The organism is Kocuria massiliensis (assembly GCF_900169715.1).
GTDB classification, from domain to species: Bacteria; Actinomycetota; Actinomycetes; order Actinomycetales; family Micrococcaceae; genus Rothia; species Rothia massiliensis.
In genome coordinates this window covers 325,526-350,685 of record NZ_LT835160.1, presented here as the reverse complement: position 1 = coordinate 350,685, position 25,160 = coordinate 325,526, and the positions used below count along the sequence as shown (strand labels likewise).

The 25,160-nt window shown below is 59.4% G+C and carries 19 protein-coding genes and 3 rRNA genes; 17 read left to right on the top strand and 5 right to left on the bottom strand.

Translation table 11 applies throughout. The annotated features are described in order from the left end of the window. The first annotated feature begins 275 nt into the window (after nt 1–275). Nucleotides 276–2,135 carry a phosphoenolpyruvate carboxykinase (GTP) gene (locus B9Y51_RS03070; protein ID WP_048681257.1) on the top strand — a complete coding sequence of 620 codons (1,860 nt, stop codon included), beginning with the start codon at nt 276–278 and terminating at the stop codon, nt 2,133–2,135. 156 nt (nt 2,136–2,291) lie between these two features. Here B9Y51_RS03070 and B9Y51_RS03065 read toward each other — a convergent pair whose 3' ends face one another. After that, a complete protein-coding gene (locus tag B9Y51_RS03065; RefSeq protein WP_048681260.1) occupies nt 2,292–3,695 on the bottom strand; it encodes a phosphomannomutase/phosphoglucomutase in 1,404 nt (467 codons plus the stop codon). On the opposite strand from B9Y51_RS03065, the gene B9Y51_RS11405 reads away from it, so the two are divergent. The 5 genes from B9Y51_RS11405 to B9Y51_RS03045 are packed head-to-tail and all read left to right on the top strand — an operon-like array spanning nt 3,688 to nt 7,991. Further along, complete coding sequence (locus tag B9Y51_RS11405) at nt 3,688–3,810, top strand: hypothetical protein (protein WP_281252056.1); 123 nt, start codon at nt 3,688–3,690, stop codon at nt 3,808–3,810. The genes B9Y51_RS03065 and B9Y51_RS11405 overlap by 8 nt on opposite strands. After that, entirely contained in the window at nt 3,798–5,027 is a 1,230-nt protein-coding gene (gene manA, locus B9Y51_RS03060; RefSeq protein ID WP_085528725.1) for a mannose-6-phosphate isomerase, class I, read from the top strand. The genes B9Y51_RS11405 and manA overlap by 13 nt, the downstream gene beginning before the upstream one ends. Nucleotides 5,028–5,078: 51 nt before the next feature. Further along, nucleotides 5,079–6,314, top strand: coding sequence for an AI-2E family transporter (locus tag B9Y51_RS03055; RefSeq protein ID WP_158088240.1), 1,236 nt, complete (start codon nt 5,079–5,081; stop codon nt 6,312–6,314). Nucleotides 6,315–6,348: 34 nt separating this feature from the next. Then, nucleotides 6,349–6,618 carry an ACT domain-containing protein gene (locus tag B9Y51_RS03050; protein ID WP_048681269.1) on the top strand — a complete coding sequence of 90 codons (270 nt, stop codon included), beginning with the start codon at nt 6,349–6,351 and terminating at the stop codon, nt 6,616–6,618. Nucleotides 6,619–6,629: 11 nt separating this feature from the next. Continuing rightward, entirely contained in the window at nt 6,630–7,991 is a 1,362-nt protein-coding gene (locus B9Y51_RS03045; RefSeq protein ID WP_126855806.1) for a PFL family protein, read from the top strand. An 87-nt stretch (nt 7,992–8,078) separates the two neighbouring features. On the opposite strand, the gene B9Y51_RS03040 is transcribed toward B9Y51_RS03045, so the two are convergent. Both B9Y51_RS03040 and tmk read right to left on the bottom strand, forming a co-directional pair. Next, nucleotides 8,079–9,227, bottom strand: coding sequence for a DNA polymerase III subunit delta' (locus tag B9Y51_RS03040; protein WP_085528723.1), 1,149 nt, complete (start codon nt 9,225–9,227; stop codon nt 8,079–8,081). Beyond that, a complete protein-coding gene (gene tmk / locus B9Y51_RS03035; protein ID WP_245826033.1) occupies nt 9,224–9,904 on the bottom strand; it encodes a dTMP kinase in 681 nt (226 codons plus the stop codon). Before tmk ends, B9Y51_RS03040 begins: the two co-directional genes overlap by 4 nt. Nucleotides 9,905–9,985: 81 nt before the next feature. On the opposite strand from tmk, the gene B9Y51_RS03030 reads away from it, so the two are divergent. The 3 genes from B9Y51_RS03030 to B9Y51_RS03020 all read left to right on the top strand — a co-directional run bounded on the left by B9Y51_RS03030 (nt 9,986) and on the right by B9Y51_RS03020 (nt 12,440). After that, nucleotides 9,986–11,266, top strand: coding sequence for a trans-sulfuration enzyme family protein (locus tag B9Y51_RS03030; protein ID WP_085528722.1), 1,281 nt, complete (start codon nt 9,986–9,988; stop codon nt 11,264–11,266). A gap of 10 nt (nt 11,267–11,276) precedes the next feature. Next, nucleotides 11,277–11,588: a DUF2516 family protein gene (locus B9Y51_RS03025; RefSeq protein ID WP_048681274.1), complete on the top strand. Its 312-nt coding sequence runs from the start codon at nt 11,277–11,279 to the stop codon at nt 11,586–11,588. Between the two features lie 105 nt (nt 11,589–11,693). Beyond that, complete coding sequence (locus B9Y51_RS03020) at nt 11,694–12,440, top strand: phosphoglyceromutase (protein ID WP_085528721.1); 747 nt, start codon at nt 11,694–11,696, stop codon at nt 12,438–12,440. A 102-nt stretch (nt 12,441–12,542) separates the two neighbouring features. On the opposite strand, the gene phoU is transcribed toward B9Y51_RS03020, so the two are convergent. Then, on the bottom strand, nt 12,543–13,205 hold the full coding sequence (gene phoU, locus B9Y51_RS03015; RefSeq protein ID WP_048681278.1) for a phosphate signaling complex protein PhoU: 663 nt from the start codon (nt 13,203–13,205) through the stop codon (nt 12,543–12,545). 157 nt (nt 13,206–13,362) lie between these two features. Here phoU and B9Y51_RS03010 point away from each other — a divergent pair, with 157 nt between their 5' ends. Beyond that, complete coding sequence (locus tag B9Y51_RS03010; RefSeq protein WP_425432048.1) at nt 13,363–14,628, top strand: sensor histidine kinase; 1,266 nt, start codon at nt 13,363–13,365, stop codon at nt 14,626–14,628. Nucleotides 14,629–14,646: 18 nt separating this feature from the next. Further along, nucleotides 14,647–15,327, top strand: a complete 681-nt coding sequence (locus B9Y51_RS03005; protein WP_048681286.1) for a response regulator transcription factor — start codon at nt 14,647–14,649, stop codon at nt 15,325–15,327. A 122-nt stretch (nt 15,328–15,449) separates the two neighbouring features. On the opposite strand, the gene B9Y51_RS03000 is transcribed toward B9Y51_RS03005, so the two are convergent. Continuing rightward, a complete protein-coding gene (locus B9Y51_RS03000) occupies nt 15,450–15,953 on the bottom strand; it encodes a hypothetical protein (protein WP_048681290.1) in 504 nt (167 codons plus the stop codon). 304 nt (nt 15,954–16,257) lie between these two features. Here B9Y51_RS03000 and B9Y51_RS02995 point away from each other — a divergent pair, with 304 nt between their 5' ends. The 6 genes from B9Y51_RS02995 (at nt 16,258) to rrf (ending at nt 25,064) form a co-directional block, all read left to right on the top strand. Beyond that, nucleotides 16,258–16,740, top strand: coding sequence for a CarD family transcriptional regulator (locus B9Y51_RS02995; RefSeq protein WP_048681292.1), 483 nt, complete (start codon nt 16,258–16,260; stop codon nt 16,738–16,740). A 134-nt stretch (nt 16,741–16,874) separates the two neighbouring features. Next, nucleotides 16,875–18,293 (top strand): cysteine--tRNA ligase, encoded by a 1,419-nt coding sequence (gene cysS, locus B9Y51_RS02990; protein WP_085528719.1) that lies wholly within the window; start codon nt 16,875–16,877, stop codon nt 18,291–18,293. A gap of 26 nt (nt 18,294–18,319) precedes the next feature. Continuing rightward, complete coding sequence (gene rlmB, locus B9Y51_RS02985) at nt 18,320–19,306, top strand: 23S rRNA (guanosine(2251)-2'-O)-methyltransferase RlmB (RefSeq protein ID WP_085528718.1); 987 nt, start codon at nt 18,320–18,322, stop codon at nt 19,304–19,306. A gap of 521 nt (nt 19,307–19,827) precedes the next feature. Continuing rightward, a 16S ribosomal RNA gene (locus B9Y51_RS02980) occupies nt 19,828–21,358 on the top strand. Between the two features lie 337 nt (nt 21,359–21,695). Then, nucleotides 21,696–24,789, top strand: a 23S ribosomal RNA gene (locus B9Y51_RS02975). A gap of 157 nt (nt 24,790–24,946) precedes the next feature. Beyond that, nucleotides 24,947–25,064: ribosomal RNA gene (gene rrf / locus B9Y51_RS02970) — 5S ribosomal RNA — on the top strand. Together the 16S, 23S and 5S rRNA genes form the textbook arrangement of a ribosomal RNA operon. Nucleotides 25,065–25,160: the final 96 nt, after the last annotated feature.

Below are 25,160 nucleotides of genomic sequence, written 5' to 3'. Positions count from 1 at the left end.
GGTGAACTGCCTCAAGACCAGGTACTACCTTACATGCGGGTTGACGGATCACCAACTCCAGGTGCTGTGATCTCCGCCGCAGGTCGAGAGGAAGCCTCTCCGAGGGCCTGTAAGCTACTCTGGTTCATGTCACAAGGGGTGATAGGTCTGGCCTCGTGAAGATCGGTTCGAAATTCGGAGCTGATGGGATCGAGGCTGTTGTGCCGAACCGCCCCACACAACGTCGTGAGTGATGGCTCGATCCTGGGCCGGAACCTCCTTAAGGGGAACAAATAATGACTGACACCGCCGTCGGAAACAACGACAAGCTCAAGCCAGCCGTTGCTGAAGCCTTGGACAAGGCTCCCACCACCCATCAAAAACTGTTGACCTGGGTGCGCGAGGTCGCGGAGCTGACCCAGCCCGATGCCATCCATTGGGTGGATGGTTCTCAGGAAGAATGGGATCAGCTGACCACGGAACTCGTGGATGCAGGAACCTTCGTACGGCTCAACGAAGAAAAATTCCCGAACTCCTTCGCCGCATTCTCCGATCCAGACGACGTGGCACGCGTCGAAGAGCGGACCTTCATCTGCAGCGAGACCCGTGAAGGGGCGGGACCCACCAATAACTGGATGGATCCCGAAGAGATGAAGGAAACCCTGACGGAGAAGTACCGCGGATGCATGCGCGGCCGCACGCTGTACGTCATTCCCTTCGTGATGGGCCATTTGGATGCCAAAGATCCCAAGTTTGGCGTCGAGTTGAGCGACTCGCCTTACGTCGTGTGCTCGATGCGCATCATGGCGACCATCGGTAGCGAGGTGCTGCGCAAGATGGAGAGCCAGAATGCTTTCTTCGTGGAGGCGCTCCATTCCGTGGGAGCTCCGCTCGCCGACGGCGAGGCCGATGTTCCGTGGCCGTGCAATCCGGATAAGTACATCGTTCAATTCCCCGAAGAGCGAGCGATTTGGTCCTTTGGATCCGGTTACGGCGGTAACGCCTTGCTGGGAAAGAAGTGTTACGCCCTGCGCATCGCCTCGGCTATCGCGCACGACGAGGCCTGGCTCGCCGAGCACATGCTGATTCTCAAGGTCACCGACCCCAAGGGCCAGACCCACTACGTCAGCGGCGCTTTCCCGTCGGCGTGCGGTAAGACGAACTTCGCCATGATCGAGCCCACCATCGACGGTTGGAAGGCCGAGATGGTCGGAGACGACATTTCGTGGATCACCTTCGATGAAGCCGGCAAGCCCCGCGTCATCAACCCGGAGGCAGGCCTCTTCGGCGTCGCGCCGGGCACCGGCTGGAGCACTAACCCCAACGCGATGCGCGGCGTCGCACAGGGCAACACCATCTTCACCAACGTCGCTCTGACCGACGACGGAGGCGTCTGGTGGGAAGGCATGACGGACGAAAAGCCCGACCACCTGATCGACTGGAAGGGTCAAGACTGGACCCCGGATTCGGGCCGCCCCGCCGCGCATCCGAACTCGCGTTTCTGCACCCCGATCAAGCAGGTCGATATCCTCGCTCCCGAATACGACGACCCCGAGGGCGTGCCCCTATCCGCCATCATCTTTGGTGGACGTCGTAAGACCACGGTTCCGTTGGTTTCGGAATCCTTCGATTGGGAACACGGCGTTTTCCAGGGGGCCACGCTATCCTCTGAGACCACCGCGGCCGCTAAGGGCCAGGTCGGCGTCGTGCGTCGCGATCCGATGGCCATGTTGCCGTTTATTGGCTACAACGCTGGGGATTACCTCAAGCACTGGATCAACGTCGCGGAGAAGTACGGCGAAGAGAATATGCCGAAGGTCTTCTACGTGAACTGGTTCCGTCGCACGGCCGACGGCGGTTTTGCGTGGCCTGGATTCGGCGAGAACTCGCGCGTCGTCAAGTGGATCGTCGAGCGCCTTCAGGGAGAGGGCGGTGGCCGGAACACCGCGGTCGGCATTGTCCCGAACCTCGAGGACCTCGACCTCACCGGCCTGGATGGCCAGGAGGACGAGATTCGACAGGCCCTTGCCGTTGACCACGAGGAGTGGAAGGCCGAGTTGCCGGGTATCGACGAGTGGCTAGAAAAGCTCGGCGATCACGTGCCGGAGGAACTTCGTCGCCAGCGCGATGCGTTGGAGCAGCGCCTGAATTCTTAACGGTAGGGCGTTCCCCGAGCCTGCGCGCGGTCCGAAACCTGAAGCGTTTCGGGCCGCGCGTCGTCATGGGAACGCTACGCTCGTAGAAAGGCGGCCCGGCAAATATTTGCCGGGCCGCCTTTTTCGAGGATCATCGCCTCACGATCTGAGTGGAGTTCAGCCTTCCTGGCGGACCAGGCTCAGCGCCAGGTCGCGTACGCGCTCCATGGTCGAAACATCTGGTGCTTCAACGTTCAGGCGCAAGAAAGGCTCCGTGTTGGAGGGGCGCAGGTTGAACCACCAGCCCTCGTCCCGATGCGTGAAGGTCGTGCCGTCGGATTCTTCGATCTCGACGTTTTGCTCGGCCAGCCCCTCCCGAACGCGCTGTACCGCCGCGACCTTGTCGTCGATCTTGGAGTTGATCTCACCCGAGGCGACGTAAGGGGAGTACTTTTCGGCCAATTCCGAAAGCGGCTTCTGTTGAGCGCCCAACGCGGCCAGAACGTGCATCGCCGCGAGCATACCGGTGTCGGCATTGAAGAAATCACGGAAGTAGTAGTGAGCGGAGTGTTCGCCGCCGAATACTCCCCGTTCCTTGGCCATCACGGCCTTGATGAAGGAATGCCCCACACGGGTCTTGATGGGTCGACCGCCCTTGGCCTCGACCAGCTGGGGAACGGCCTTCGACGTGATGAGGTTGTAGATGATCGCCGGTTCGGCCTCGCCAGCAGCCTGGGCACGTTCGATCTCCCGTTCCGCAACGAGTGCCGCAATGGCCGAGGGAGTGACGGGCTCGCCACGTTCGTCGATCACAAAGCAGCGGTCGGCGTCGCCGTCAAAAGCGAGGCCGATGTCGGCTCCTTCACGGACGACGGCGGCCTGCAAGTCCCGGAGATTTTCCGGCTCCAGAGGATTCGCAGGATGGTTCGGGAAGGTGCCGTCGAGTTCGAAGTACATCGGCACGATCTCCAGCGGCAGCCCGGGCAGAACGGCGTCGCCCAAGACGGCCGGGGTGGTTTTGCCACCCATGCCGTTGCCGGCATCGACGACGACCTTCAGCGGACGAATGTCAGAAAGGTCCACGAGCTCGCGGAGGTACTTCGCGTAATCGCTCAGGATGTCGCGTTCCTCGACGACGCCGGTTTCTTCGGCGGTCGGGATGCCTTCGGCGAGGTAGGTCTGCGCCCGGTCGCGGATCTCGTAGAGGCCGGTCTCGGAAGAGACGGGCACGGCGCCGGCCTTAGACATTTTCATGCCGTTGTACTCGGCCGGATTATGAGAGGCCGTGAAGGTGACGCCTGGCGCGTCGAACACTCCGCAGGCAAAATACAGCTCGTCCGTGGAGATCAAGCCGATCTTGACGACGTCGGCTCCCCGAGCGGTGGCCCCAGCCGCGAATTCGTCGATGAATTCGGGGGACGAGGGGCGCATGTCTCCCCCGACCAAAACCGTGGATCCGGCCAAACCGAGGACGTCGATGAAAGCTGCACCGGTAGCGCGCACGGATTCGTGGGTGATGGTCTCGCCCACGATGCCTCGAACGTCGTAGGCCTTGAATGACTCGTTTAGGTTAATGCTCACCCTCGAATTCTACGTTCTGCTCCGGGAATTCCTCGGGATCGCGAGCGTGACGGGCCTCATGTCCCTGCGCTTGTGCCGTCGGTTGTGGTTGGATTGTGCGTTATGGGCCAGCTGATGAACATGGACAATCCGATTCAGAATTACGCATGGGGCACACGCGATACGCTCGCTCGGTTACGCGGTGAACAGGCGCCCTCGGAGCAACCGGAAGCGGAGCTTTGGGTTGGAGCGCACCCAAAATCCTCCTCACGAGTGACGACGGATCTTGGTGAGCGCCGGCTGGCCGACCTCATCGAGGAGGACCCAGCGACCGTTCTGCCGGAAGGCCTCACAGAATTTCCCTATCTCCTCAAAATCCTCGCGATCGATTCCCCTCTGTCTCTCCAGGTTCATCCTTCCGAGGAGCAGGCTGCGGCAGGCTTCGAGCGGGAAGAAGCGGAGGGCATCTCGCGAGACGCGGCAGAGCGTAATTACAAAGATCGTCGCTCCAAGCCCGAAACCGTGGTCGCGTATTCCCCGCTTCGCATCCTGACCGGCATCCGCCCGGCGAACGAACTCAAAGAGATCGCCCGGTGCCTCAACCTCACGTGGTTGGCAGAATTGGCGGACTATAACGCCGCGGACATCGTCACAGGGCTCTTCGCCAAGGACGAGACGAGCGCTTCGGTGGCAGTCGAAGCCACGGTCAACGCAGCCATGGACTGGAGCCTGCGCCATCCGTTTGACGAAGAAGGCGCGGCGGAGCGTCGCGATCGGCCGGGATTTGCCGTCGACGCCGTCGCCGACCTGATCTTGTTACTTCACGACGCGTATCCCGGGGACCGTGGGATTCTGGTGGCTGTGGCCATGAATCAGCTCTTTCTCAAACCGGGGGAGTCGGCGCATACGCCGCACGGGTATATTCACGCCTACATTCAAGGCACCGCCGTGGAAATCATGAACCCCTCCGACAACGTGATGCGCGCGGGGCTCACGCCCAAGCACGTGGACGTCAAAGAGATGCTCGCCACCGTCGTGCAAGAGCAGCCGGCACCGGAGCTGGGAGCGGGACGGGAGGTTCAGCCGGGAGTCTCCACCTACGATCTGTGGGATCCTCGGCTCCGCCTGGATCGCGTGGAGGTGACCGCGGGCGAAGAGCGTTCGTACGAGTGCAATGGGCTGGCCGCGATCCTGTGCGTTGCTGGCGACGTCGAAATTGCTTCTCCCCAAGAGCAGGTTTCGTTGTCTGGGACGCGGTCGGTGCTACACATCGGCACGGCGGACCGGCTCACGTTCACCGGCCAAGGAAGCGTGTTCATTGCCGGCTACGATCCTGCGGCCCCGGCCTCCTGATCTCGAATTACCCGCGGATTCCGTATGACTGAAAGGGAAACTCAGAGAGCTATGACCCAAGCCGACGAGAAAAGCCACCGGGGGTACGGCTTGCCCATGGGCGTCGTCTCCCTGGTTGCCCTTGCCGCCCTCGTCGTCCTCATGGGTGGCCTCAAGTCCATTTCCGAGATTTTCGGTCCCATGTTCTTAGCCTTTTCGCTCGTCGTGGCTGTTCGCCCGATGCGACTATGGCTCCAAGATCGCAAGCTACCGCGGTGGCTTTCCACGGTGACCGTGGCGCTATTCCTGTATGCGATCCTGTTGGCAATCATCGCTTCCATGGTGGTGGCGGTCGTGCAACTGGTCGACACCTTGCCCGGATATAGCGGAAAGTTTGGGGTCCTGTACCAGCAGGCTCAACAATGGATGTCCGATCTGGGGCTAAACGAAACCGACATCGGTCAGTCGATCCTGAACTTCATGCAACCGGCGCGGGTCCTGAGCGCGGTGACCACGATACTCAGCGGACTCTCCTCGGCCAGCTCCCAGATGTTCGTGCTCGTCATGGTCATGGCTTTCCTCTTTATCGACTCCACGGTCGTTACGGGACGCCGCGAACGCCTGACCACCTCCCAGCCCGGTCTCGGCGCGGCATTCGCGGACTTCACCCACCGCACGTCCAAATATTGGGTGGTCAATACTATTTTCGGCGCCATCGTCGCCGTCTTGGACACGATCGCCCTCATGATCCTCGGCGTGCCCCTGGCGTTTACCTGGGGCGTGTTTTCCTTCGTCACGAACTACATTCCGAACGTTGGATTCATCATTGGCCTGATCCCGCCCGCGTTGCTTGGCCTGCTCGCCGGTGGACCCGCCACCGCCATTTGGGTCGTGGTGTTGTACTCGGTCATAAACTTTGTGGCTCAGGCCGTGATTCAACCGAAGATCACCGGCGACGCGGTGGGCCTGAACACCACGGTCACCTTCGTATCGCTGATCTTTTGGTCCGCCATCGTCGGCCCCTTGGGCGCAATTCTCGCGGTCCCGTTGACCTTGTTTTTCAAGGCCGTCTTTATTGATTCGGATGTGCGGTCCCGATGGGTTGGTATCGCCTTCGATTCCCGGGGCAAACCAAATGATCTGTCACAGAGCCAAGACGCCATGAACGATGACGGCCGGTACTCTTTGCGTAAGACCTACGGCGCCCCGCGCGACTCAGACGAATCGCAACGTGGCGAGAGGCGTCAATTGAAACGTGCGCGTGCGCTGAGGTTTCGCGCGAAGAGCGAAGCCGAAACCCAGGAATAGCCGACCTCGACTACAGCCTCCCAGAAAGAACGACATGAAAATTATCCTCACTGTTACGGGCCTGGATCATGAGGGCATCATCGCCGCGGTGTCATCCGGTTTGGCCGAACAACACGTCAACATCCTCAACGTTTCTCAGACGTTGATGGAAAACTACTTCACCATGATCATGCAGGGGGAATTCGACGAAGATTCCCAGACCATTGAGGATATTCAGGCCGCCATGGAGCCCGTGGGTGAGTCCGCCAAGGTAAAAATCCGGATTCAGGCGGAATCCATCTTCCAAGCGATGCACAGCCTCTAAGGACGGCGCTCATGATGGAAACTAACGCGAATATCCTCGAAACGATTCAGATGATCGAGGAAGATAAGCTCGACATCCGAACCGTGACCATGGGAATCTCCCTGCTCGACTGCATCGATTCCGATGGGGAACGCGCCCGGCAGAAAATCTACGAAAAAATCACCCGGTACGCTCGCAATCTCGTATCGGTCGCCCGCGGTATCGAGGCCGAATTGGGCGTCCCGATCATCAATAAGCGCATTTCCGTAACCCCGATAGCGCTCGTGGCCGGGGCCTCCTCGGACTCCGACTACACGGAATTCGCTCGGACCCTCAACGCCGCAGCTCGAGCCGTCGGCGTGGATTTCATCGGTGGATTCTCGGCCCTCGTCGATAAGGGCCAAAGTCCTGCTGATCGCATTCTCATGGACTCGATCCCCAACGCGCTCGCGGAAACCGACGTCGTCTGCTCGTCGGTCGACATCGGCTCCTCCCGCGCCGGAATTAACATGACAGCCGTCCAGCAGATGGGCGAGGTCATCCGACGCACCGCCGATCTCACGGCCGATTCACACGGCTCTGGTTGCGCCAAGCTCGTCGTCTTTGCGAATGCCGTTTCGGATAACCCCTTTATGGCAGGGGCGTTCCATGGGGTTCAGGAAGCCGATTGCGTGGTGAGCGTGGGTGTCTCGGGGCCCGGCGTGGTCAAACGTGCCCTGGAGAAGGTTCCCGGCGCGTCATTGGACGTATGTGCCGAAACCATTAAGAAGGCCGCATTCAAGATCACCCGGGTCGGCCAGCTGGTGGGAAACCTCGCCGCGGAACGACTCGGCGTGGATTTCGGCATCGTGGACCTTTCCCTGGCGCCCACGGCCGAGGTCGGAGACTCCGTGGCCCGCGTGCTGGAAGAGATGGGCTTGGAAATCGTCGGAACTCACGGGACCACGGCGGCTCTGGCTCTGCTTAATGACGCGATGAAGAAGGGCGGTCTGATGGCGTGTTCGCGCGTCGGCGGCCTGTCCGGATCTTTCATCCCGATCTCCGAAGACATCGGCATGATCGAGGCCGCTGCTCAGGGCGCGATCACTTTGGACAAACTCGAGGCGATGACCGCGATCTGTTCGGTCGGCTTGGACATGGTCGCCGTCCCTGGAGAAACCAGCGCGTCAACCATATCCGCGATGATCGCCGACGAGGCCGCCATCGGGGTCATGAATCACAAGACCACGGCCGTCCGTGTGATCCCGGCTGTGGGCTTGGAGGTGGGCGACCTGATCGAGTTTGGTGGGCTTTTGGGGCGGGCACCTGTGATGCCGGCTCACCAGGGGTCGTCTGAGGTCTTCGTCCGGCGATCCGGGCATATCCCGTCGCCGGTGCACGGGTTCCGTAACTAGCGGTCACGGACGACGCCGCGGCTTCGGGACGAGCGGTGCGGTCGGTTGAATCGGTCCCACCGCACTCGGGAGCGCTGGGCCGCGGCCTCAGTGTCTTTGGATTAAGCTGGCCGCCATCGCCTCGAAGGCGAGCCGTGGGTTGACGTTGGTCGAGATGCGACGTCGGGTGAGGTTGATCGTATCGATCTGCTCGAGGGTGCGTTCGGCGCTGGAGTTGAGGGCGTAGTCTCCGAGCTCTCGTTCCAGGTGATGGTTGATCAGCAATGACCCCGTCTTGAGCTGCAGCGTCAAGACATCCCGGAAGAACGTCGTGAGATCGATCAAGAAGCGATCAAGTGTATCGACTTGAATGCGGCGGGCACGACGCTTTTGGTCCTCTTCCAACCGACGGATCGCAGCCTTGACCGTGGGTGGAACCCGGCCCGATTCTGGGGCGCCGAGCGTCACGAGCAGATCATTCTTTTCCCGCTCGTTCCGTTCTTCGGCGTCTGCGGCAGCTTCCGCCTCTGCCGTGGAGATCAGACGCTCGGCGGCGGCCACGGCCGAGCTGATCCCGTCCAGACCCAGAGGCAACCGCACCACGTCTTCTCGGCGTTGCTTCGCATCGGGGAACATTGCTAATCGACGGGCGATACCGATATGCCCCTGAGCGAGCCGTGCGGCTCGAAGGGCCGTCTCGCTGGGGACCCCATCGCGACGTTCCAGAAGTTCCGCGACTTCCTCGGCGCCGGGAACTTTGAGGTTCACCGCGCGGCACCGGGAACGAATGGTCACGAGGACATCGATAGGGCTCGGTGCGCAGAGCAACCACACGGTATGTGGTGGCGGTTCTTCGATCGCCTTGAGGAGAACGTTCGAGGTCCGCTCGGGCATTCGGTCGGCGTCTTCGACCACCATGATCCGCCAGCGCCCGACGGCGGGCCGATCCTGGGCCTTGACCACGAGCTCGCGAGCCTCTTCGATCTTGATGCTGACGTTTTCGGTCGCGAAATTCGTGACGTCGGCATGGGTCCCGGACATCGCGGTCCGGCAGGACTTGCATTCTCCGCAGCCTCGTTCGGAGGGATCGGGGCGTTCACACAAGAGTCCCGCTGCCAGAGCGCGTGCGGCGACGGACCGGCCCGATCCGGGAGGCCCCGTGAAGAGCCAGGCGTGCGGAACCGCCTCAGAGGCCGCCGCCCTGCGGAGCTGTTTCACGGCCTGGGGCTGACCCACCAATTGATCCCAAACGTTCATCGCGTCCCCTCCTCCCGGAGCACCGGGGCGACGGCTTCCCACACGCGAGCGGCTACCTCGTGGGGCTCTCCCGTGCCATCGACCCGGACCCGGCCAGAGGTCGCGTCACTGGTCAACGACCGAAAAGATTCCTGAACCTTGAGGTGAAATTCGTCGGGCTCGGATTCGAGCCGGTCCGCGGCACCCCGGTTTGCCATGCGACGTCGTGCGTCTGCCACATCCACCGAGAGCACCACGGTGATATCGGGAAGAAGCTCCTCGGTGGCCCATCGAGAGAGGTTCGTGATGTTCTCCTCGCCGAGACCACGCCCAGCTCCTTGATAAGCGGCTGAAGAGTCGATGTAGCGGTCGCAGATGACGATTCGGCCGGCGTCGAGTTCCGGGGCGATGAGCTGGTGGGCGTGGGCGGCTCGAGACGCCGCGTAAAGGAGTGCTTCGGTGTGAGCGTCGATCTCGCCTTGCCCGTGGTCTAAAACGAGGGCGCGGATCCGTTCGCCGATATCGGTGCCTCCCGGTTCCCGCGTCAGCGTGACGGGTCGATCGAGTTCGAGGAGTCGATCGCGAAGAAGTCGGGCTTGGGTCGACTTGCCGCTACCGTCGCCGCCTTCGAAGACGATGAAGATCCCCGGCTTCTGCGGTGCGGGGGAGTCACGGGAATAGCTCAGGGTTGATGTCACCCTCGTAGCCTATCGAATCGCCGACGACGTACGCCGTAGTCTACGGGCGTTAGGGCAGGGGACGCCGGTACCCTGTGGACCATGCAGCAGAATTCGACGGATATCCACAGCCCAGTTGACTCCGACGCGACGGAGCTAGACCCCGCAGACCTTGGCGCCGAATCTGCCGGAGCCGAACGTCGGAACGAATTCTCTCGCGACACCCTCGTGGTGTCCGCCGGACGACCGCCCAGAGAACATGACCAGCCGGTGAATCAACCGGTCGTCTTGTCCTCGACCTTTCATGGCACCGGGGACGTGCAATCGTCGGATCGGACCTACGGTCGGTACACCAACCCCACATGGGAAGATTTCGAAACTGTCCTGGCCGACCTCGAGGGCTCCGAACTTCCGGCCCTGCTCTTCAGCTCGGGTATGGCTGCGGTCGCGGCGGTGGTGCGGCAGGTCCCGGTCGGATCAATCATCGTGATGCCGGAGCATACGTACCTCGGTTCAATGGCTTTGGTCCGTCAGATGGCCGAGCGGGGTATCTGCACTTTGGTCGAGGTGCCCGTCGAAGATACCGAGGCGACTCTCGAGGTGCTCACCCAGCAGGTTCGGGCCCTCCCGGGTTCGGTGCCTGGCGCCGCCGCACCCTACGTCTTGTTCTGGCTCGAAAGCCCCACCAACCCGATGCTGGAAGTCGCCGACCTCCCGACCTTGCTCGCGGCGGCACGCGACCTGGGCGTCCGGACGGCGGTGGATAACACTTTCGCCACGCCACTCGTTCAAAGGCCACTCGTCTGGGGGGCCGACTACGTCGTTCATTCCGCGACCAAGTACCTGGCCGGTCACTCCGACGTCGTCTTGGGCGCCGTGGTCACCCGGGATCCCGACCTCCGCGCGGCGGCTCTTGCCGAACGTTCGCTCGCCGGTGCCATCCCGGGCCCCTTCGAAGCCTGGTTGGGGCTGAGGGGGATGCGAACTCTGGCTCTACGTCTCAAGCAGTCTTCGTCGTCGGCGCAAATTCTCGCCGAGCGGTTGGCTGACCATCCGGCCATCGACGAGGTGCGGTATCCCGGTCTCAGTACGGATCGTGGGCATCACCGTGCGGCGGCTCAGATGAGTTCTTTCGGTTCCATCTTGTCGATCACTCTGCGTGACGGCGCCGCAGCCGCCGAACGCGTGACGGAGCAGACCCAGCTCTGGACGCCGGCGACGTCGCTGGGTGGCGTGGAGTCCCTCATCGAACGACGCCGCCGCCATGCGGGGGAGGCGCCGAGTGTTAGCCCGTCACTATTGCGGCTGTCCGTGGGAATCGAGGACGTCGAGGACCTGTGGACGGATCTGTCGCGTGCCCTGAAATTCACCGGTCCACGGTAGGCTAAGGCCCATGCATATTTTGAACATCGTGCTGATGGCTGAGCATTTCATCAACTTTGCGTTGGGGCTCATTCTCTTTGCCTTGGCGTTGTGGGCCTTCATCTCCGCCCTGGGCGCGAGCGACTACGCCTACCAGTCCGCGTTCAAGCGCACCAAGAAATTTTGGGTGCTCGTGACCGGCGCGTGCTTGCTGGGCGCTTTGCTGTCTATGTTCAGTGCTTTCCGAGGTGGATCGCCGAGCCTGTTTATCCAGCTCATCGCCGCCTCCGCGGTCGGTGTATTTCTTGCCGACGTTCGTCCGGCGGTGCGCACCCGAAGGTAGCGCCGTCGATGTTCATCCTCACGCATGCCCCGGGTTCGCCCGGGGCATGCGTCGTTAACCCACAGTTTCGACTCATGAGGGCGCTCAAAGTGGAACAATGGGGGCATGGCTGAAACGTACAAACTTGTTTTGCTCCGTCACGGACAGAGCGAATGGAATCGAGAGAACCTGTTCACCGGCTGGGTCGACGTTCCGTTGTCGGAACAGGGCCGCACCGAAGCTGCGAAGGGTGGTGCGCTCCTCAGGGAAAGGAACATCCTGCCCGACGTCGTGCACACCTCGTTGCTTCGTCGCGCGATGAATACCGCGAACATCGCCTTGGACGAGGCGGACCGTCTGTGGATTCCGGTGAAGCGCGACTGGCGCCTCAACGAGCGCCACTATGGGGATCTCCAGGGGAAAGATAAGGCCGCGGTACGCGAGAAGTACGGCGAGGAGCAGTTCATGCAGTGGCGTCGGTCCTACGACGTCCCGCCGCCCCCGCTGTCCGACGACTCCGAGTTCTCCCAGGCCCACGATCCACGCTATGCAGACGTGGACGATGCCCCGCGTACGGAGTGCCTCAAGGACGTGCTCGAGCGCATGCTTCCGTACTGGGAATCGGGCATTAAGCCGGATTTGGCGTCCGGGAAGACGGTGCTCGTGGCGGCCCACGGCAATTCGTTGCGTGCGCTGGTTAAGCACCTGGATGGCATCTCCGACGAGGAGATTTCCGGTCTGAATATCCCGACCGGAATTCCGCTGTACTACGAGCTAGACGAAAACTTCGCCCCCACCAAGCCGGGCGAATATCTCGACCCCGACGCCGCTCAGGACGCCATCAAGGCCGTCGCAAACCAGGGCAAGAAGTAACCCTTCCGTCGGCGAAGATTTCGGCTCTCCTGGAAGGCCAATAGAAAAGATCCGCCCCACGAGGACTTCCTCGTGGGGCGGATCTTTTGCGTAGAGCGGGTCTTAGGACGCGGGGTTCGGCTGCGAGTCCCAATCTCCGGTCACCAAGTAGGTCACCTTGCGTGCCACGGAAACGCCGTGGTCACCAAAGCGCTCCATGTAGCGCGACACGAGGGTCATATCGATCGTCGTCTGAGCGTTGCTGCCCCACGAGGCCTCTGCGATGTGGGAAAAGACCGATTCGTGGAGGGTGTTGATGCGTGCCTTCGCGGTGTACACCTCATCCGCGTAGCTCAGCTCTCGGGTCTCCAAGAGCTGGATGACGGACTTGATGATGGTCTTGTCCAGGTCGATGATTTCCTGGAAGGTCGGCACCAGATCGGTGGGCACGGCCGGCTCGGGGAAACGCAACCGGGCGACCTGCGCTACGTGGCGGGCGAGGTCGCCGGCCCGTTCGAGAGAAGCACTCATGCGCAGGGCTCCCACGATCATGCGAAGGTCGGAAGCCACGGGACCTTGGAGGGCCAGGAGATCGATCGAACGCTCGTCGAGCTGGTTCTGCAAGAAATCGATCCGAGCATCATTCGAGATGACCTCTTCGGCTTCTTGCACGTCGGCGTTCAACAACGAATCCGCCGCGCGGTCGAACGCGGCCTCGACGAGAGTCGCAATTTCGACGAGGTCGTCTCCCACCTGTTGGAGCTCGGCCTGAAAAACTTTGCGCACGGTATACGGTCCTTTCCTGACATCACGGAACTATTGTTCCCAGAATTCCAATCTCTCATGAACGAGACCTCGGTCTTGGGTGAACCTTAGTTGAACCCATCGTCTGATGAAGCCACGAAAGCCTCTTTCGGTCCATACTTATGCTTAAGCTGTAGGGGTGAGTTCTGTCGCCTTTGCTCTGATGTGGTGCCTGATCGGGCTTTCTCTCGGTCTGGTCAGCCACTTTGCGTTGCGCAAAAGCGACCGCCAACGCGCCGAATGGGCGGTGGTGGATGAACCTACCATCAGCGACGGCGCGGCACAGGTCTTGGCCGTCGTGGGGCAAGCCTACGTCTTGGTGGACGCGGTCGACGGCGTCGTGAGGGCCTCGCAAGGTTCCTATGCGTACGGGCTCGTGCGCGGGCACAGCCTTACCCAACCCGAACTCCTGGACCTCATCCGGCAAGTCCGGCGGGATGGCGTGATTCTGGAAAAGACCGTCGAAATATCCCGCGGCCCGATGGGCCAGGGAGTCCTCGTGCTTAACGTTCGGATTGCCCCCGTGGCGGACGAATACATTCTGATGCTTGCCGACGATCGCACCGAGATCACCAGAGCCCAGGCGATTCGTACGGACTTTGTGGCCAACGTTTCGCACGAGCTCAAAACCCCCGTGGGAGCCGTCCGGCTTTTGGCCGAGGCCATCGAGGGATCGTCGGAGGATCCTGAGGCGGTTCGACACTTCACGAAAAGGCTGCACAAAGAGACGACGCGACTCACAGCCCTCGTGCATGACATCATCGAGCTCTCCCGGCTTCAGGGAACGGACATCGTCCAAAAGGGCAAGATTATTGACGTGAATCAGTTGGTTCACGAGGCCGCAGACCGCAACAAATTGACGGCCGAAAACAAGAACATCTCCATTCGCGTGGGAGGGGCCGCGACTCGACCCGTTCACGGAGACCCGGAACTGTTGATGACTGCCCTCCGCAACTTGATCGATAACGCCATCCGATATTCGCCGGATAACACCCGAATCGGCGTTGGCATACGATCTAAAGACGGCATGATCGCGATTTCCGTCAAAGACCAGGGCCCGGGGATTCCGGAGGACGAACAAGACCGAATCTTCGAGCGTTTCTATCGGGTAGACGCCGCGCGTTCGCGGCAAACCGGCGGTACCGGCTTAGGCCTGTCGATCGTCAAACACGTGATGGCCCAACATGGCGGAGAAATTTCGCTCTGGTCCACGCCCGGGCAAGGCTCGACGTTTACCGTGACGCTTCCCGAGCTCGACGAGGCGACCGAACGAGACCTGCGCGAGGCGGAATCGGAGCCCGCGCCGGTCCGCGATCAAGAACCCGTATCCATCCTCAGGATGGATCAACCTTCCGCGCCAGACGCGGACAACGAAACTACCCATACCCGGCAAAGCCGGGGTTGACGAGGAGGAATCTCTCGCATGACGCGAATCCTGGTAATCGAGGATGAGGAAGCCCTCAGCGAGCCCCTGGCATTTCTTTTGGGCCGCGAGGGGTTTGAAGTGACGGTCATCGACAACGGCCTCGACGCCGTCGCCGAATTCGATCGTGCCGGAGCCGACCTCGTTCTCCTCGATCTGATGCTCCCAGGCCAGTCGGGCACGGAGGTCTGCAAACAGATTCGTCAGCGCTCGCAGGTTCCGATCATCATGCTGACCGCCAAGGACACGGAGATCGACAAGGTCGTCGGCTTGGAGCTGGGCGCGGATGACTATGTCACCAAGCCGTATTCTTCCCGGGAGCTTGTCGCCCGAATCCGTGCGGTCTTACGCCGGCAGAGCGAAACGGAAGAACTTGTCTCGTCCACGGTCGAGGGCGGCCCGGTGCGCATGGACATTGAGAGGCACGTGGTGAGCGTCAATCGTGAACAGACGGCGATGCCACTCAAGGAGTTCGAATTGCTGGAGATGCTCCTCCGCAACGCGGGACGCGTGCTGACCCGCGGGCAGCTGATCGATCGCGTGTGGGGAAGCGACTACGTCGGCGACACCAAGACACTCGATGTTCACATCAAACGGCTTCGGTCCAAGATCGAGCCGGACCCCTCGCACCCGAGGTACCTGGTCACCGTCCGCGGCCTCGGCTACAAATTCGAGCCGTAAACCGCCGGTAGCCCCCGTCGTTTTGCTCGGGGGCTTCACCGCCAAAACGCCACGAGGCCCCGTTTCCATCAAGGAAACGGGGCCTCGTGAGCGTTGTGCCGCTGGCGCGGCCGACAGGGTTGTTAGGAGGCGCTCGGTGACGAGCTGGTCTCGGCCAAGTTCGGAAGGTACTGCTTGTACTCGTCCAGCGTGCCGTCGAGGACCGGAATATTGGCCGTCGTACTCTGTGCGCCGGAGCTGATCTTGGTGTTTTCCAAGAGTTCGCCCGGTGCCTTGCCGACGGGCTTAAGCAGGGTTTCCTTCTGCTCGAAACGGACCTCGCCGTTGGCGGGGACCTTGACGTCGGCTTTCGCGTCGCCGGTGTCGATCGTCAGTGTCAGGTCTTTATCTGAGGAGTTGACGACGGTTCCCAGCAAGCGACCGGGTGAGTTCTTGTCCTTGGCAATCACCATGACGTTGCGGAACTTGGCGTCGGCAACATTGGCCTGGACGCCGTCGGAGGCGGCGTAGTGAATGGTGGTCGGTTGCTGATGGATGTAACCGCAACCGGTTGCGGACAGAACGGCTGCGGCAAGAGCCATCGTGACACCGGCGCGCCGGACGTTCTGGCGAGCAAAAGACTTCACGTCTCACTCCTTGTGTGGTGATGCGAGGATCGGCCGGCGTTCTGAGGAGAACGCCGAAGACTCATTCTCACGTAAGTTTAGCGCCTTTTGTGGACGCTTCGTCGGTATCCAGGAATATCGCGTGCCGCAGGCAGCGTGAACCTGTGCGCTGACGAGGTGGCCCTCCCCACGATTGGAGGCCAGAGTCCGAATGTGAAGGGTGTCGAAGACCTCAGAATTTGATGAGCTTCATTGTCCGAAACTCGCCTCAAGGGGGTGTATTGAGGCCGTGGTAAACTGGATTGGCTGAAAGGGGTTAATCCATATGCTTTTTGAGGTTGGCGAAACCGTCGTTTACCCTCACCACGGAGCGGCGACGATCGAAGAGATCAAGACGCGCACCGTCAAAGGTGAAGAGAAGATGTATCTCAAATTGCAGGTCGCGCAGGGCGATCTGACGATTGAGGTCCCGGCGGACAACGTCGACATGGTGGGCGTCCGAGATGTCGTCGATGAAAAGGGCCTTCAGGAGGTCATCGGCGTTCTCCAGGCTCAGGACGTCGAGGAAGCTAGTAATTGGTCCCGTCGTTTCAAAGCCAATTCCGAGAAGCTTGCTTCCGGCGATGTGCTCAAGGTTGCCGAGGTCGTCCGCGACTTGTGGCGCCGGGAACAGGTCAAGGGGCTATCCGCTGGAGAGAAACGGATGCTCTCGAAGGCTCGTCAGATTCTGTCCTCCGAGGTCGCATTGGCCAAGGATATCGACGAGGAAGCCGCAGAGACGGAGCTCGACAAAATTCTCGAGGCGTAATGCTTTAGCGACCGCATCACGGTGAAAGCGCGTTCCTCCACCAAGGAGGGGCGCGCATTTGTCGTTTAACGCGTCGATGCGGGGCTTTGGGCGTGGACGACGAAGCGAGCTCGCATTCTCGTTAGACTGACTGCGTGAGCTTGCGTTTTTACAGTACCGATACGGCCAGTGTCCGAGATTTTGAGCCCGTCTTCCCTGGGGAGGCTCGGCTCTATTACTGTGGCGCCACTGTTCAGGGCATGCCGCATATCGGCCATGTCCGTTCGGCTCTCGTCTTTGACCAGCTCAGCCGCTGGCTGAGGTACCGCGGCTACGCCGTCACCACCGTTCGGAACGTGACCGATATCGATGACAAGATTCTGGTGAATTCGGCCAAGAGTTTTGAACAGGGATACACGGGCACACACCCGCGGGAGCCGTGGTGGGCTCTGGCCTACCGCTTCGAACGCGTTTTTGGGCAGGCCTATCAGGCTTTGGGTATCGAGCAACCGACCTATGAACCGAGGGCCACCGGTCACATTCCCGAGATGATTTCCATGATCCGGGAGCTCATCGATAACGGCCACGCCTACCCGGCCCTCGATGATTCGGGAGACGTGTACTTCGACGTCCGTTCCTGGAAGAGCTACGGATCCTTGACCAGGCAGAGCATCGACGAGATGCAGGCCGCGCCCGACGCCGACCCCCGAGGCAAGAAGGACCCCCGAGACTTTGCCTTGTGGAAGGGGCATAAAGACGACGAGCCGGAATCTGCTTCTTGGGAGTCGCCGTGGGGTCGGGGGCGTCCGGGATGGCATCTGGAGTGCTCGGCGATGGCCGGAAAATATCTCGGTGAAAGTTTCGATATTCATGGTGGCGGCCTTGATCTCAGGTTCCCTCATCATGAAAATGAGCTAGCCCAGTCGACGGCGTCCGGCCGTGGGTTTGCCAATTTTTGGCTCCACAATGGGTTGGTCACGTACGAGGGCGACAAAATGTCGAAGTCGATTGGCAATACGGTTTCCCCGGAGGAAATGTTGGCAACCGCCCGACCCCTCGTCGTCCGCTACTACCTCGGCCAGGCGCACTATCGTTCGATCCTAGACTACCGGCCCACCTCGCTCGACGAGGCGAAGACGGCGGTTGAGCGGGTAGAAAACTTCTTGGTCAATGCTGGCGGAGGCTCGGGACTTGCTGAGGTGCCCGAAGAATTTGGCCGGGCCATGGACGATGACCTGAATATTCCTCAGGCCTTGGCCGTCTTGCACGAGCATGTACGGACGGGAAACTCGGCGCTGTCGGCCAAAGACGGGAGCACGGTCGAGGCTGAAGCTGACGCCGTTCGAGCGATGACGGATGCTTTGGGTTTGACGCAGCTGATGGACTTCGGTTCCGCTGGATCGTCGAACGCGGAGCATCAGGCCTTGGACACGTTGATCCGCTCACTCTTGACCCAACGAGCCGACGCACGGGCCTCGAAAGACTGGGACCGTGCTGACCACATCCGCGACGAATTGTCCGCAGCGGGAATCATCGTGAAAGATTCCGCTGACGGATCAAGCTGGTCGGTCTAAGACCGAACCGGATCAGAAAGGCAAAAATGGCTGACGTGAATCGCCCCGGCGCGATCCGAAAGAAGAAGCGAGCCCCCTTGAAGGGCTCAGGTGGCAAGGGACGCCGTTCCCTCGAGGGCAAGGGCCCGACTCCGCGCGCCGAGGATCGCCCCTACCACAAAGCTCATAAGGCGAAGAAGCTGGCTGAACGTCAGCAACGCTCGGCTGGTCCTGCCCGCCAGCAGCGACTCGGCGGCAAACGCACGAGTGAAGAATTGGTTACGGGGCGGAACGCCGTACTCGAGGCCCTGCGTACGGACATCCCGGCCAAACACATCTTTGTGATGGCGAACCTGGAGCAGGATGAGCGGATCCGTGAAATCCTCACCACCGTGACGCGGCGCAATATCCCGGCCCTGGAAATCACGCGTGGAGAAATTGAACGCCTGACCGAGGGCGCCGTCCATCAGGGCGTCGCTCTGCAGGTCCCTCCCTATAAGTACCCCGACGCCGGAGACATGACGGCCAGCGTCTTGGAGAAATGGCATGCAGGGAACCTCTCGAAGCCCCCGCTGTTTGTGGCCCTGGATGGGATCACTGATCCACGCAACCTTGGTGCGATTATCCGTAGCGTCTCGGCCTTTTCCGGCCACGCGGTGATCGTTCCCGAACGTCGCGCCGCCGGTGTGACGGCGTCTGCGTGGAAGACTAGTGCGGGCGCAGTCTCACGAGTTCCTGTTGCCAAAGCGAGCAACCTCAATCGCGTGATTGATCAGCTGAAAGACCAGGGCGTTTTTGTCGTTGGTCTGGCCGGCGACGGCGACGTCGCCCTTCCCGATCTCAATCTGGCGACCGAACCGCTGTGCATCGTCGTGGGATCCGAGGGCAAAGGACTCTCCCGGCTGGTCGCCGAGAAGTGCGATCAGATCGTCTCTATTCCCATCGATTCGGCGATGGAGTCGTTGAACGCGTCGATGGCAGCCGGAATCGCCTTGTACGAGGTCTCTCGCCTGCGGTCACAAGCCTCTTCCTAGAAGAGAGGGCGCGAGCCCGAATACGGTAACCCACATCACGGGCCCTCGAGTTGCGAGGGCCCGTTGACGTATGTAAAGTAATGCGAGTTGCCACGGCGACCGGGTCCAAGACCTGGAAGTGGCTTCCACAAATTTCGCTTTCTTTCAGATTGTCGACTTGCGTCGGAGATCTGAAGGGTATAAACTGAAATATTGTGACTCTCTGAAGCTTCGGTTTCAGAAGGGTGTCGACGAAGTGAACGAGGCGGAAACGTCAAGTTGACTCGCCGAGGAACGGCCGGTAAGGTTGTTCGAGCAAGACCACGGGAGTGATCATCGCTTAGAGCGGTGTTAGTTCCTGATGGGCTCGTTGTTTGAGAACTCAATAGTGTGCTTTGTTTATAGAATGTTGTACCAATGTTTTTTGTAGAAATTCTTGTTGGTTTCAGCATGACCTGATGAACGTTTGATCATCACCCCGTGATGGTTGTTTGTTGGGGTTTTATTTTGTTGAGCCTCGGGTTTTTCTCTTTGTTTGTTTTTTAACGGAGAGTTTGATCCTGGCTCAGGACGAACGCTGGCGGCGTGCTTAACACATGCAAGTCGAACGCTGAAGCTTGGTGCTTGCACCGGGTGGATGAGTGGCGAACGGGTGAGTAATACGTGAGTGACCTACCTTGGACTCTGGGATAAGCCTGGGAAACTGGGTCTAATACCGGATATGACCAATGGGCGCATGCTCTGTTGGTGGAAAGGGTTTGTACTGGTCTTTGATGGGCTCACGGCCTATCAGCTTGTTGGTGAGGTAATGGCTTACCAAGGCGACGACGGGTAGCCGGCCTGAGAGGGTGACCGGCCACACTGGGACTGAGACACGGCCCAGACTCCTACGGGAGGCAGCAGTGGGGAATATTGCACAATGGGCGCAAGCCTGATGCAGCGACGCCGCGTGAGGGATGACGGCCTTCGGGTTGTAAACCTCTTTCAGCAGGGAAGAAGCGAAAGTGACGGTACCTGCAGAAGAAGCGCCGGCTAACTACGTGCCAGCAGCCGCGGTAATACGTAGGGCGCAAGCGTTGTCCGGAATTATTGGGCGTAAAGAGCTCGTAGGCGGTTTGTCGCGTCTGCTGTGAAAGCCCGGGGCTTAACCCCGGGTGTGCAGTGGGTACGGGCAGGCTAGAGTGCAGTAGGGGAGACTGGAATTCCTGGTGTAGCGGTGAAATGCGCAGATATCAGGAGGAACACCGATGGCGAAGGCAGGTCTCTGGGCTGTTACTGACGCTGAGGAGCGAAAGCATGGGGAGCGAACAGGATTAGATACCCTGGTAGTCCATGCCGTAAACGTTGGGCACTAGGTGTGGGGGACATTCCACGTTTTCCGCGCCGTAGCTAACGCATTAAGTGCCCCGCCTGGGGAGTACGGCCGCAAGGCTAAAACTCAAAGGAATTGACGGGGGCCCGCACAAGCGGCGGAGCATGCGGATTAATTCGATGCAACGCGAAGAACCTTACCAAGGCTTGACATACACCGGATCGCAGCAGAGATGTTGTTTCCTTTCGGGGCTGGTGTACAGGTGGTGCATGGTTGTCGTCAGCTCGTGTCGTGAGATGTTGGGTTAAGTCCCGCAACGAGCGCAACCCTCGTTCTATGTTGCCAGCACGTGATGGTGGGGACTCATAGGAGACTGCCGGGGTCAACTCGGAGGAAGGTGGGGATGACGTCAAATCATCATGCCCCTTATGTCTTGGGCTTCACGCATGCTACAATGGCCGGTACAATGGGTTGCGATACTGTGAGGTGGAGCTAATCCCAAAAAGCCGGTCTCAGTTCGGATTGGGGTCTGCAACTCGACCCCATGAAGTCGGAGTCGCTAGTAATCGCAGATCAGCAACGCTGCGGTGAATACGTTCCCGGGCCTTGTACACACCGCCCGTCAAGTCACGAAAGTCGGTAACACCCGAAGCCGATGGCCTAACCCTTTGTGGGGGGAGTCGTCGAAGGTGGGACTGGCGATTGGGACTAAGTCGTAACAAGGTAGCCGTACCGGAAGGTGCGGCTGGATCACCTCCTTTCTAAGGAGCTCAACTTTTGGTTGGCCATGCTGTGCACGAGTGTTGTGCAGGTGGTTTGCTCATGGGTGGAATACAATGTTCGTTCCGCTGATGCCGCGTGTGTGGTGTTGGTGGTGGATGAAGCGCACTGTTGGGTTTTGAGGCAATGAACCTGTGGGTTGTTGTCTTGGTTGTCCCTTCCAGGGGTGTTGCTGCATGGTTGTGTGGTGGTGTTTCTGGTGTGGGGTTGTTGTTTGAGAACTATATAGTGGACGCGAGCATCTTATGATCTGCCGCATCGTTGTGGTGTGGTGGGTTGTATTGTTCTATGTGAATGTCTTTGTGGTGATTATTCGTGTGTTAAATCGTTAAGGGCGCACGGTGGATGCCTGGGCATAAGAAGCCGATGAAGGACGTGTGAATCTGCGATATGCCTCGGGGAGCCGATAACTGGGCTGTGATCCGAGGATTTCCGAATGGGGAAACCCCGCTGCCTGTCAAGGGTAGTGACCCGCACCTGAATGTATAGGGTGTGTGGAGGGAACGGGGGGAAGTGAAACATCTCAGTACCCTCAGGAAGAGAAAATAATAATGATTCTGTGAGTAGTGGCGAGCGAAAGCGGATGAGACTAAACCTGTGGTGTGTGATACCGGTAAGGGGTTGCATCATGGGTGTTGTGGGGTCAATGCGTACCAGTTCTTACTTGGCTGGTGATGCTTGGTGTGGTGATAGGCGAATCATCTGGGATGGTGAACCGGAGTGGGTGAGAGTCCTGTAGCTGAAATCATTGTGCCGGTGTTGGTGTTGATACCCGAGTAGCACGGGGCTCGTGGAATCTCGTGTGAATCTGCCAGGACCACCTGGTAAGTCTAAATACTTTCTTGTGACCGATAGTGTATCAGTACCGTGAGGGAATGGTGAAAAGTACCCCGAGAGGGGAGTGAAATAGTACCTGAAACCGTGTGCCTACAAGCCGTCAGAGCCTTTTGGGGTGATGGCGTGCCTTTTGAAGAATGAGCCTGCGAGTTAGTGCTGTGTCGCGAGGTTAACCCGTGTGGGGTAGCCGTAGCGAAAGCGAGTCTGAATAGGGCGTTGCAGTGGCACGGTCTAGACCCGAAGCGGAGTGATCTACCCATGGCCAGGTTGAAGCGCGTGTAAGAGCGTGTGGAGGACCGAACCCACTTCAGTTGAAAATGGAGGGGATGAGCTGTGGGTAGGGGTGAAAGGCCAATCAAACTCTGTGATAGCTGGTTCTCCCCGAAATGCATTTAGGTGCAGCGTCGCGTGTTGCTTATCTGAGGTAGAGCTACTGGTTGGCTGATGGGCCTGATCGGGTTACTGACGTCAGCCAAACTCCGAATGCGGGTAAGTGTAAGCGCGGCAGTGAGACAGTGGGGGATAAGCTTCATTGTCGAGAGGGAAACAGCCCAGATCATCGACTAAGGCCCCTAAGCGTGTGCTAAGTGGGAAAGGATGTGGAGTTGCTGAGACAACCAGGAGGTTGGCTTAGAAGCAGCCATCCTTGAAAGAGTGCGTAATAGCTCACTGGTCAAGTGATTCTGCGCCGATAATGTAGCGGGGCTCAAGCACACCGCCGAAGTCGTGGCAATAACTTTTTTGTTGTTGGGTAGGGGAGCGTCGTGTACTGCGGTGAAGCTGCCGTGTGAACGTGTGGTGGAGTGTACGCGAGTGAGAATGCAGGCATGAGTAGCGAATGATGCGTGAGAAACGTATCCGCCGAATGATCAAGGGTTCCAGGGTCAAGCTAATCTTCCCTGGGTTAGTCGGGGCCTAAGGCGAGGCCGACAGGCGTAGTCGATGGATAACGGGTTGATATTCCCGTACCGACGAAGAACCGTCCATACTAAACCGTTGAGACTAACCATCCTGGCAGCATGTTTGGTGCACTTTGTGTGCTGGTGTGTTGTTGGCATGGGACCTGATACGGGGCGGTAAACGCATTAACGGGTGTGACGCAGGAAGGTAGCCGGGCCACGCGGTGGTTGTCGTGGTCTAAGCATGTAGGGTTGGTCGTTGTTAAATGCGCGGCCTGTGTGCCTGAGATGTGATGGGACCCCCGTTTGTGGGGGGATTCGGTGATCCTATGCTGTCGAGAAAAGCATCGGCGTGAGGTTCTAGTTGCCCGTACCCTAAACCGACACAGGTGATCAGGTAGAGAATACTAAGGCGTTCGAGAGAATCATGGTTAAGGAACTCGGCAAAATGCCCCCGTAACTTCGGGAGAAGGGGGACCTTGAGCGTGAACTGCCCTTGCGGTGGGGAGCGTGTATGGGTCGCAGAGACCAGGGGGAAGCGACTGTTTATCAAAAACACAGGTCCGTGCGAAGTCGCAAGACGATGTATACGGACTGACTCCTGCCCGGTGCTGGAAGGTTAAGAGGACCCGTTAGCTTCGGCGAAGCGGAGAATTTAAGCCCCAGTAAACGGCGGTGGTAACTATAACCATCCTAAGGTAGCGAAATTCCTTGTCGGGTAAGTTCCGACCTGCACGAATGGAGTAACGACTTCCCTACTGTCTCAACCATGAACTCGGCGAAATTGCAGTACGAGTAAAGATGCTCGTTTCGCGCAGCAGGACGGAAAGACCCCGTGACCTTTACTATAGTTTGGTATTGGTGTTCGGTGTGGCTTGTGTAGGATAGGTGGGAGATTGTGAAGCTACGGCGCTAGTCGTGGTGGAGTCGTTGTTGAAATACCACTCTGGTCATATTGGATGTCTAACCTCGGCCCATGATCTGGGTCAGGGACAGTGCCTGATGGGTAGTTTAACTGGGGCGGTTGCCTCCTAAAGAGTAACGGAGGCGCCCAAAGGTTCCCTCAGCCTGGTTGGCAATCAGGTGTTGAGTGTAAGTGCACAAGGGAGCTTGACTGTGAGACTGGCAGGTCGAGCAGGGACGAAAGTCGGGACTAGTGATCCGGCGGTTCATTGTGGAATGGCCGTCGCTCAACGGATAAAAGGTACCTCGGGGATAACAGGCTGATCTTGCCCAAGAGTCCATATCGACGGCATGGTTTGGCACCTCGATGTCGGCTCGTCGCATCCTGGGGCTGGAGTTGGTCCCAAGGGTTGGGCTGTTCGCCCATTAAAGCGGTACGCGAGCTGGGTTCAGAACGTCGTGAGACAGTTCGGTCCCTATCCGCTGCGTGCGTTGGAGAATTGTGGAGGCCTGTCCTTAGTACGAGAGGACCGGGACGGACGAACCTCTGGTATGTCAGTTGTACCGCCAGGTGCATGGCTGATTGGCTACGTTCGGCAGAGATAACCGCTGAAGGCATCTAAGCGGGAAGCTTGCTTCGAGATGAGTTCTCCTTGCCCCTTTTGTGGGGTGTGAGGCTCCCTGTAGATGACGGGGTTGATAGGCCAGGTATGGAAGCCAGGACTGAAGACTGGTGGAGTTGACTGGTACTAATAGGCCGAAGGTTTATCACACAAATAATGTTTTTTGTTGCTATGAAGATGTAGTGGGACTTGTTGTGGTGTGTCGCGTTCACTGTATGGTTTTGGGATAACAACCCTGTAAATTTGGGGTGTGTTGTTTGAGGTTTCCCGGCTGCACCGTTTGTGGTGTGGTTGTGGTTGAAGGTTTTTCGGTGGTTATGGCAAGAGGGGTACACCCGGTCTCATTCCGAACCCGGTAGTTAAGGCTCTTAGCGCTGATGGTACTGCACCCGGTAGGTGTGTGGGAGAGTAGGTCGCCGCCGAAAATATTTTTGAGTGATGAGGGAGGCGGTTAGCATCGTGATGATGCTAACCGCCTCCCTTTATCCATTTAAGAGCCATTTGGGTTAAGAAGGGGGTCG